Genomic DNA, 9382 nt, shown 5'->3' on the forward strand with positions numbered 1-9382 from the left:
CCTCCTTGTGGAGGGGCACCGGGAGCGGGCATCAGTGGCCTTCGGAGGCGCCGAACATGGTCTTGGCGTAGATGATGCCGAGGCCGTAGGAGCCGCCGAACTTCTTCGCCACGCCGGTGGTCATGTCGTAGGTTTCGGTGCGGGCCCAGTCGCGCTGCAACTCCAGCAGGTACTGGAGCGAGGTCATCGGCTGCGCTCCGGCCTGAACCATGCGGTCCATGGCGCGGTCATGCGCCTCAACGGAGACATCGCCGCAGGCATCGGCGATGACGAAAACCTCAAAACCCTGGTCGATGGCCGAAAGTGCCGGGCCGACGATGCATACGCCCGTCCACAGACCGGCCAGCACGATGCGCGTCTTGCCAATCCGGTTGACCTCATCGATGACGGCAGAATCCTCCCAGGTGTTCATCGAGGTACGGTCAAACAGCGCCTGGCCCGGGAAGGCCTCGGTAATTTCGGAAAACATCGGGCCGGAAAAACTCTTCTCGGCCACGGTCGTCAGGATGGTGGAAACACCAAAGCCCTTGGCGCCATTGGAAATCAGAGCCGCATTGTTGCGCAGGTTCACGGCATCGATGCTCTTGGTCGCAAACGACATCTGCGACTGGAAGTCGATCAGGATCAGCGTGTGGTCATGCGGCTTCAGAAGCTTTGCGCCGGGCGTCGGCGTCGCGGTGATGGACATGGGTGCCTCTCGAAATTGGATGAGCCCCGGAAAGGGTACGGCACAGTCTTAGACGGGCGGCGCACGACGCTCTTGCATGTTGCGCGTCGGATTTGGACGTTTCGATCATGACGACGCGGAGAAGGGACCAAGGCCACATCCGGGAGGCGCCAGGCTCCCTCCCGGATGCGCGGCAGACTCAGTGGCGCGACCGGCCTGCGGCGTGACCGGCGCGGCCTGCGGCACGAATGCCGAGCGCCAGCAGGGCGAGCATGGCGCCGAGCAGGCTGACACCCGTCCAGCCGGCATGGCTCCAGGCCAGGGTTGCAAGTGCCGCACCGGCGGCGCCGCCGAGGAACATCGAGGTCATGAAGACCGTATTCAGCCGGCTGCGGGCGTCGGGGTCCAGTGCATAGACGATGTGCTGGTTCGAGATGAGGGCACTCTGGATGCCGAAATCGAGGATGATCACGCCAATCACCAGCGCACCGAGCGAGGCCCAGAGGCCGAAGATCACCCAGGCGGCAAGGGCGAGAAGGGCGCCAAGCCAGACGACGACATGCGGGCCCTTGCGGTCAGCAATGCGGCCCGCCAGCGGCGCGGCAAAAATCCCGGCAGCCCCCACGATGCCGAACAGGCCGGCCACATCGGAGCCGAGGTTGAAGCGCGGAGTGGCGAGATAGAGCGCCAGCACCGTCCAGAAAGCGGTGAAGGAGGCAAAGAGCGCGGCCTGCATCAGGGCTGCGGTGCGCAGCGCCGGTTCACGCTTCCAAAGATGTGCGAGCGAGGCCAGCGCCGTGCCATAATGCATGCGGGAGACCGGACGATGCTGCGGCAGCGTTGCGGCCATCAGCAGCCCGGCGACCAGTGCCAGCGGCACGCCAAGCCAGAACATCTCCCGCCAGCCGGCATGGGCACCGATAAAGCCGGACAGTGTGCGGCTGAACAGGATGCCGGAGAGGACGCCAGCCATCACTGTGCCGATGGTGGCGCCGCGCCGATGCGGGCTGGCAAGCGAGGCAGCAAAGGGCACGATCTGCTGGGCAACGGTGGCACCGGCGCCGACGGCCAGCGAGGCCAGCGCCAGTGTCCAGCCGGTGGGCGCCATGGCCGCGAGCGCGAGCGCCATGGCAAGCACGACGAACTGCCCGATGATCAGCCGGCGGCGATGCACGAGATCGCCAAGCGGCAGCAGAAAGAACAGGCCGAACGCATAGCCGAGTTGCGTCGCGGTCGGGATCAGCCCGGTGACCGGCTCCTGCGGAAAATCGGCCTCGATCAGGCCAAGCATCGGCTGATTGTAATAGATATTGGCACCGCGATGCCGCTGGCAACGGCCATGGCAAGGAGGGAAAGCTGGCCAAGGCCCTGATGCGTGGCCGCCGGATGGACTGCGGTCGTTTCCATGATGATCGCCTTTCTGGCTGGATTGAACTGTCAATCTCTGTAGCCTTTTTGCGATTCATGATTTAGTCATGCGAAACGATCGATCAGCATAACGGATTTCGATAGAATGGACACGGCCGATGTGCAGGTCTTCGTTGCGGCGGTCACTGCCGGCAGCCTCGCGGCGGCGGCGCGCCAGCTGGGCCTGACGCCGATGATCGCCAGCCGGCGTCTCGCGGCACTCGAAACTGCGCTGAATATCCGGCTTCTGCATCGCACCACCCGGTCACTGGCGCTGACCCCGGAAGGCGAGACCTTCCTGCCCTTTGCCCGGGCGCTGGTGGAAAACGAGGCCGAGGCCATGGCACGGCTGAGGGCCGAAACGCTCGGCGCCGCCGGGCTTCTGCGCGTCTCCGTGCCGATCTCCTTCGGGCTTAAGTTCATCATGCCCTTCGTGCCGAAGCTGCTGGAGGACAATCCGGACCTGCGGATATCGGTCGATCTCAGCGACAGCCTGCCGGATCTGGTGGCGACCGGCACGGATCTCGCCATCCGCATCGCGCGGCTGCGCGACAGCAGCCTGATTGCCCGCAAGCTCGCCGACAACCCGCGTGCGCTGGTGGCAAGCCCGGCCTACATCGCCCGCCGCGGCCTGCCGAACCGCGTGGAGGATCTGGCGGAGCATGATTGCCTGGCGCTCGGCAGCGCCACCCACTGGACCCTCATGGGCGAGGGACGGGAGCGGCATGTGCGCCTGAGCAGCAGGCTGTCCTGCAGCAGCATTGCCGGATGCCAGGCGGCCAGTCTGGCCGGCGGCGGCATCGCCCTTCTGTCGAACTGGTATGTGGATGAAGACGTGGCGGCCGGCCGACTGGTGAAGATCAATCTCGTTGACGCGGTGCCGGAGGAGATCGCCATCTGGGCCGTCTACCCCACCAGCCAGCTGGTGCTGCCCAAGGTACGGGTCTTCATTGCAACATTGCGCCAGACGCTCATCGCAGCCGGTATCCGCACCGTCTGAGGAGCAGGGATCCATCACGCTGCCGACCGTCCGGAACAACGGTTATCTCCATCTTTGCTCGGTCTTTTGTCTGTTTCGATCATTTTGGCACCAAACCCGGCTCGTCCAGGCGGACTAGGCAGAAAGATAGCCTTGCGCCGGGCCTCGTTCTGGCGTAGCGGCTTGATATTGCGCAAATTGCGGAAGCAATGCCGGGGAGCAGGCCATGGCGGCAGGGACAGACTACGAAGCCGGCAAGCTCAGCCTCCTTTCCCACTTCCCGTCGCTGCGGGTAGCCCCCTTCCGGCGGGAGACCATATCGGCCTGGCATGTTCGCGAGGGTCTGGAAGACGGTCGCGACGTGGTGCTGCATCTTGAAGCGCGCCCGGCCTATTTCGCGATGATCTATCTGAGACCGGTCACCCATTGTGATCTCCTGGCGGATGGATCGGCCCTGCCGCCACGGCAATACGAGCAGGGCAGCATCTGCCTCGTCGATCTGCGCAAGGGGGCGGAGATCCGCATCTCGACCAGGCTGGATGCCGTCGGCGTCATGCTGCCGCTCTCGCTGGTGGAAGAGGTGACCGGCCGCTTTCCGGATCTGAGGGTGCGACCGAGGCTTCGCCGCAACACGCCCGACCCCGTGATCCACAAGCTCGGCCTCGCGCTGCTGCCCTTCCTATCGGGCGATGACGACCACGCTTCACCTGCGCTCCAGCACATCATGGCAGCGCTGTGCATCCAGCTCGTCAGCGAGCAGCGCACGGTCCACTGACCGGCCTCAGGCCTCCTCCTGCCGGCGGGCCAGGAGCGGATAGACCACGAGACCATCCTCCTGGCCGCGCGGAAAGTGACCGTCGCGGTGGCGGCGCTCGGCCGCCTTGTAGCCCGCGGGGCTGACGCCGATATAATGCTTGAACATGCGGGAGAAGTAGTAACTGTCGGCATAGCCGACAAAGGCTGCCGTCTGCTTGACCGAACGACCGCCGGCCAGGAGGCCCATGGCGCGCTCCATCCGCTTGAACTCCTGGTACTTGACGGGAGTCAGCCCCACCTGGCGGCGGAAGATGCGGCGAAAATAATCGAGATTGTAGGGGATTGAGGAGAGAACCGTCTCCACGATCGCATCGTTCAGGGGATCGGCGGCGATGCGGCTTGCCGCCACCATCACCGCCAGCGACAGCGCATCCGGATTGTCGACCGATGCCTCCTGCTGCTGGCGCCAGCCGAGGAAGGCCGCATCGATGAACTCGGTGAGGAACACCATGAACATGTGGTGTTGCGGCAGCGTTGTGGATGAGAGCGGCACCGTTTCGCGGTAATGCCGCACCAGCGGCGCCAGCATCTCCCAGCGGGGCAGGCGGACGGCGCGGCGGATGTCCATCTGCGAGATCAGGTCCATGCGGCCGAACACGTCGAGCGTGAAGTGCTGGGCGACCCCGGTATAGAGTTCGCTTGACGTGGTGCGCCCGACGAACCGGGTTTCGGCAGGAATCAGCATGGCCGATCCGGGCTCCATCGCCACCCTCTCCCCGGCAACTTCATAGTCCGCTCTGCCTGTAAGACATATGACAAGATCATGCACGGCATTCACCTTGTCGATCCGCCAGGTCGGCGAGTGCAGCATCTTGATGGCAGAGCGCGTGAGGCTGAGACTGAGCGCCTGCACCGGAATGGGCGCCAGAGGGCCTTGTTCATTTTTATCCATCTTTTTGTCCGGAAGCCTCTATTCTCTTCTGGCAGCGTCAGGAAGATAGTAGCGCCCTACGGCGGAAAACACCAGATCCGCCACCTGTTCAATGGGAGGAGCGGGGGAGAAGCAGCTGACGCTGGACGCATTCGCGCGCGCTGATGCAGAAAACCCCGATATCGACATGCAGAATTCGGAACGCCCGATCTGGAACCCTTCCGGCCATGGCAGTGCGCCTGCGCAGCCATGGCCGGCGAGGATCTCCACGGGGCACCACCAGAACGCTTTCCCTGAAAACCTGTATGACATCACCGCATGTCACCGCCCGAAAGCCATTCCGGCACGTCACGGCGGGCAGGTTCACACACCGGCCGCCCGGCCGACCCTTCCCGTAGGAGTTGCCGCATGAGCGGAGATAACCGCTTTCTCGGGCTCATCTATCTGTCGCCCTATATCATCGGGCTCCTGGTGTTCACGGCGCTGCCCTTTGCCGCGTCCTTCTACCTGAGCTTTACCGACTACAATCTGATGAGCGCGCCGGTCTTCACCGGCATCCAAAATTACATCAAGCTGTTCACCGCAGACCGTACCTTCCGCAAGTCGCTGTGGGTCACGCTGGTCTACGTGTTCACCACGGTGCCGCTGAAGCTCGCCTTCGCGCTCTTCATCGCGGTCATCCTGAACTACAAGCTGAAATTCATCAATTTCTTCCGCACCGCCTTCTACGTGCCGTCCATCCTCGGCGGCTCGATCGCGATCGCGGTGATGTGGCGCTACCTGTTTGCCGATGTCGGCATCGTCAACATGGCGCTGGCCGGCATCGGGCTGGAACCGGTCAACTGGTTCGGCGATCCGACGAATGCGCTGTTCACCATCACGCTTCTGCGCCTGTGGCAGTTCGGCTCTGCCATGGTGATCTTCCTCGCGGCTCTGCAGAGCATCGACAAGTCGCTCTACGAGGCGGCCTCCATCGATGGCGCCGGCAAGTTCTCCACCTTCTGGCACATCACCATGCCGCTCATCACGCCGGTCATCTTCTTCAACCTGATCATGCAGATGGTCCAGGCCTTCCAGGAGTTCAACGGCCCCTACATCATCACGCAAGGGGGGCCGCTCAAATCCACCTATCTGCTGCCGCTCTACATCTATGAGCAGGCCTTCAAGCGCTTCGACATGGGTTATGCCTCCGCGATCGCCTGGGTGCTCTTCGCCATCATCATGGTGCTCACCGTCATCGCCTTCTGGTCCTCGCGCCACTGGGTCTACTACGCCGGCGACAAGAGGAGCTGATCCCATGGCCGATCACGTGCTATCCCCCAATCTCGCCGTCGACCAGGAGGCCGACCGCATCCTAAAGGCGCAGCGCCGCCGCCACCTCGTCAGCATGGTACTGCGCTACGGCATCCTTGCGGCCGTCGGCCTGTTGATGCTCTACCCGCTGATCTGGCTGGTCGGCGCCTCGTTCAAGACCAATTCGGAGATCTTCGCCGGCGCAGGCTTCATCCCGCACGAGCCGACGACTTCCGGCTATGTCAACGGCTGGAAGACCTCGACGCCCTACACCTTCGGCCACTTCTTCTGGAACACCTTCCTGATCGTGATCCCGAAGATCATCGGCACGGCAATCTCCTGCACGGCGGTGGCCTATGGCTTCGCCCGCTTCGATTTCCCCGGCAAGAAGGTGCTGTTCGCCTCGCTGATCGCCACGCTTCTGTTGCCGAACGTCGTCACCCGCATTCCGCAATACCTGCTGTTCCGCGATCTCGGCTGGCTCGATTCCTTCCTGCCGCTCTGGGTGCCCTCGGCCTTTGCCGGCGATGCCTTCTTCGTCTTCATGCTGGTGCAGTTCCTGCGCGCCATCCCGCGCGACATGGAAGAGGCCGCCCGCGTCGATGGCGCCAACACCTGGCAGGTGCTGCTGTTCATCGTCGTGCCGCTTCTGACGCCGGCGCTGATCTCGGTCTGCCTGTTCCAGTTCATGTGGACGATGAACGATTTTCTCGGGCCGCTCATCTACATCTCGTCGGTCGACAAGTTCCCCGTGTCGCTGGCGCTCAAACTCTCGATCGATACCACCGAGGCCTTCGAGTGGAACCGGATCCTGGCCATGTCGGTGCTGACCATCCTGCCGGCGCTGATCGTGTTCTTCGTGGCCCAGAAATACTTCATCGAAGGCATCTCCGCCGGTGGCGTGAAAGGATAAGTCATGGCTCGTCTACAGCTTAGAAACCTCGAAAAAGACTATGGCGGCTTCAAAGCCGTGCACGGGATCAACCTGGACGTGGCCGATGGCGAGTTCATGGTGCTGGTCGGCCCTTCCGGCTGCGCCAAGTCCACGACACTGCGCATGATCGCCGGCCTGGAACGCGTTACCGGCGGAGAGATCCGCATCGGCGACAGCCTCGTCAACGACAAGGCGCCCGGCGAACGCGGCATTGCCATGGTGTTCCAGAACTATGCGCTTTACCCGCACATGAAGGTGCGCAAGAACCTCTCCTTCGGGCTTCGCCTCAAGCGCCGGCCGGCCGAGGAGATCGAGCAGGCGACCCGCGACGTCTCCAACATCCTGGAGATCGGCGACTATCTGGAGCGTCTGCCGAAGCAGCTGTCCGGCGGCCAGGCGCAGCGCGTCGCAGTCGGCCGCGCGCTGATCAAGAAGCCGCAGGTCTTCCTGTTCGACGAGCCCTTGTCCAACCTCGACGCAAAACTGCGCGCCTCCATGCGCGTGCGCATCACCGACCTGCACAAGCAGCTGAAGGCCGATGGCCTGCAGTCGACGGTCGTCTACGTGACCCATGACCAGACGGAAGCGATGACCATGGGCGACCGTATCTGCGTGATGAAGGAAGGCCGCATCATGCAGGTGGCCGATCCGGTGACGCTCTACAACCGCCCCGCCAATGCCTTCGTCGCCGGCTTCATCGGCAGCCCGGAGATGAACCTGATCGATGCGGATCTTTCCGGCAGCACGCTGTCGATCGGTTCGCAGAGCCTGGCGCTCGGGCCGGCCATGCTGGAACGGCTGAACCCGAAAGCCGCGAGCGCGCTCACCTTCGGCGTGCGCCCGCAGCATTTTTCGCTGGTCGGCGCCGGCGAGGACAACGCGCTTGAGGGCCGTGTCTCGCATGTCGAGTTCATGGGCCACGAGGTCTACCTCTACGTCAATGTCGAGGGCCAGCAGATGATCGTGGTGGTGTCGGCCACCGCTTACGACCGAAGCAAGATCCAGGGCGACATCGTCCGCCTGCAGCCCAGCCAGGAGACGGCGCATCTGTTCGACCGCAAGACCGGGGAGAACGTCTCCCTGGCCGATCTTCACTAAACATGTCCGGGAGGAATGACATGAAACTGACCAAGCTTTTCCTGGCGACGGCGCTTGCTGCCACCAGCCTTGCCCAAGCGGCGGGCGCTGCGGATCTGCGCATGTCCTGGTGGGGTGGCGACAGCCGCCACAAGGCAACGCAGGCAGCGCTGAAAGCCTGCGGCGACAAGTATGGCCACACCATTGCGGCCGAGTTCACCGGCTGGGACGGTCATCTGGAGAAGGTGACGACGCAGATCGCTGGCGGCACCGAAGCCGATATCATGCAGATCAACTGGCCCTGGCTGCCGCTGTTCTCGATCAAGGGCGACGGCTTTGCCGATCTCAACCAGTACAAGGACGTCATCGACCTCAGCCAGTGGTCGGCGGACGATCTGGCGGCCGGCACGATGAACGGCAAGCTGAACGGGCTTTCGGTCTCCACCACCGGCCGCGTCTTCATGTTCAACAAGACCGCGTTCGACAAGGCGGGCGTCGCCCTGCCGAAAACCTGGGACGAACTGTTTGCCGCCGCAAAGCAGCTGAAGGCAAAGGCCGGCCCGGATGCCTATCCGATGAATGCCGTGAAGGAGACGGCCGTTCTGCTGATCTCGCTCTACGCCACCCAGAATACCGGCAAGGATCTCGTCGATCCCGTTGCCAAGAAGGTGGCCTGGAGCGAGGACGATCTCGCCAAGGCGATCGAATTCTATGGCAAGCTGGTGAAGGACGGCGTCGTCGTATCCCAGAAGGGCAATGCGGCGGAAGGCAACCTCAACCTGTTCGAAAGCCCGAAATGGGCCGATGGTCGCATTTCCGGCTCCTATGAATGGGATTCGACCTTCTCCAAATATGCCGATCCGCTGAAGGGCCAGGTGCTGGAGCCGGTCGCCATCCTGAAGAATGCCGATGCCAAGACGGAAGGCGTTTACCGCAAGCCATCGATGGTCTTCTCCATCTCCAAGCGCTCGAAGAATCCGAAGGCGGCCGCGCAGATCGTCAACTGCCTGCTGAACGAACCGGAGGGCATCACGGCGCTCGGCACCTCGCGCGGCCTGCCGGCCAGCAAGATCGCCGCCAAGATGCTGGCCGATGCCGGCAAGATCGAGGCGCCGATCGCCGCCGCCCATGACCTCATCGTCAAGGGCACCGGCCCGACCGTCTCGCCGCTCAACGAGCATCCGGAAATCCGCGCCGTCTTCCTCGATACGCTGGAAGAGTATGGCTACGAGCAGATCAGCGCCAAGGATGCCGCCGAGCAGATCATCGAAGGCGTCAACGGCGTGCTGAAAAAGTTCTGATGCGACCGGGCGGTCCCCGGCGTTGCGGGGACCGCCC

8 protein-coding genes and 1 pseudogene are annotated in these 9382 nt (G+C 63.3%); 6 read left to right on the plus strand and 3 right to left on the minus strand.

Annotated features, from left to right (window positions below):
• Positions 1 to 31: 31 nt before the first annotated feature.
• Together FNA46_RS25490 and FNA46_RS25495 are read right to left on the minus strand one after the other, a co-directional pair.
• A complete protein-coding gene (locus FNA46_RS25490) occupies positions 32 to 682 on the minus strand; it encodes a hydrolase (RefSeq protein WP_210245919.1) in 651 nt (216 codons plus the stop codon).
• Between the two features lie 184 nt (positions 683 to 866).
• Positions 867 to 2074: pseudogene (locus FNA46_RS25495) on the minus strand (MFS transporter).
• A gap of 106 nt (positions 2075 to 2180) precedes the next feature.
• On the opposite strand from FNA46_RS25495, the gene FNA46_RS25500 reads away from it, so the two are divergent.
• Complete coding sequence (locus tag FNA46_RS25500; protein WP_143128045.1) at positions 2181 to 3074, plus strand: LysR family transcriptional regulator; 894 nt, start codon at positions 2181 to 2183, stop codon at positions 3072 to 3074.
• 205 nt (positions 3075 to 3279) lie between these two features.
• A complete protein-coding gene (locus FNA46_RS25505) occupies positions 3280 to 3828 on the plus strand; it encodes a hypothetical protein (RefSeq protein WP_143128046.1) in 549 nt (182 codons plus the stop codon).
• 6 nt (positions 3829 to 3834) lie between these two features.
• Here FNA46_RS25505 and FNA46_RS25510 read toward each other — a convergent pair whose 3' ends face one another.
• Positions 3835 to 4761, minus strand: coding sequence for a helix-turn-helix domain-containing protein (locus tag FNA46_RS25510; protein WP_143128047.1), 927 nt, complete (start codon positions 4759 to 4761; stop codon positions 3835 to 3837).
• Positions 4762 to 5148: 387 nt separating this feature from the next.
• Between FNA46_RS25510 and FNA46_RS25515 the strand changes: the two genes are divergently transcribed.
• Genes FNA46_RS25515 through FNA46_RS25530 form a run of 4 tightly spaced genes read left to right on the plus strand, consistent with a single transcriptional unit; the run spans position 5149 to position 9345 of the window.
• On the plus strand, positions 5149 to 6033 hold the full coding sequence (locus tag FNA46_RS25515; RefSeq protein WP_143128048.1) for a carbohydrate ABC transporter permease: 885 nt from the start codon (positions 5149 to 5151) through the stop codon (positions 6031 to 6033).
• A gap of 4 nt (positions 6034 to 6037) precedes the next feature.
• A complete protein-coding gene (locus tag FNA46_RS25520; protein WP_143128049.1) occupies positions 6038 to 6946 on the plus strand; it encodes a carbohydrate ABC transporter permease in 909 nt (302 codons plus the stop codon).
• Positions 6947 to 6949: 3 nt separating this feature from the next.
• Positions 6950 to 8065 (plus strand): ABC transporter ATP-binding protein, encoded by a 1116-nt coding sequence (locus FNA46_RS25525; RefSeq protein ID WP_143128050.1) that lies wholly within the window; start codon positions 6950 to 6952, stop codon positions 8063 to 8065.
• A gap of 20 nt (positions 8066 to 8085) precedes the next feature.
• Complete coding sequence (locus tag FNA46_RS25530) at positions 8086 to 9345, plus strand: ABC transporter substrate-binding protein (RefSeq protein WP_143128051.1); 1260 nt, start codon at positions 8086 to 8088, stop codon at positions 9343 to 9345.
• The last annotated feature ends 37 nt before the right edge of the window (positions 9346 to 9382 follow it).

This window comes from Affinirhizobium straminoryzae (assembly GCF_007004135.1).
Classification (GTDB): domain Bacteria; phylum Pseudomonadota; class Alphaproteobacteria; order Rhizobiales; family Rhizobiaceae; genus Neorhizobium; species Neorhizobium straminoryzae.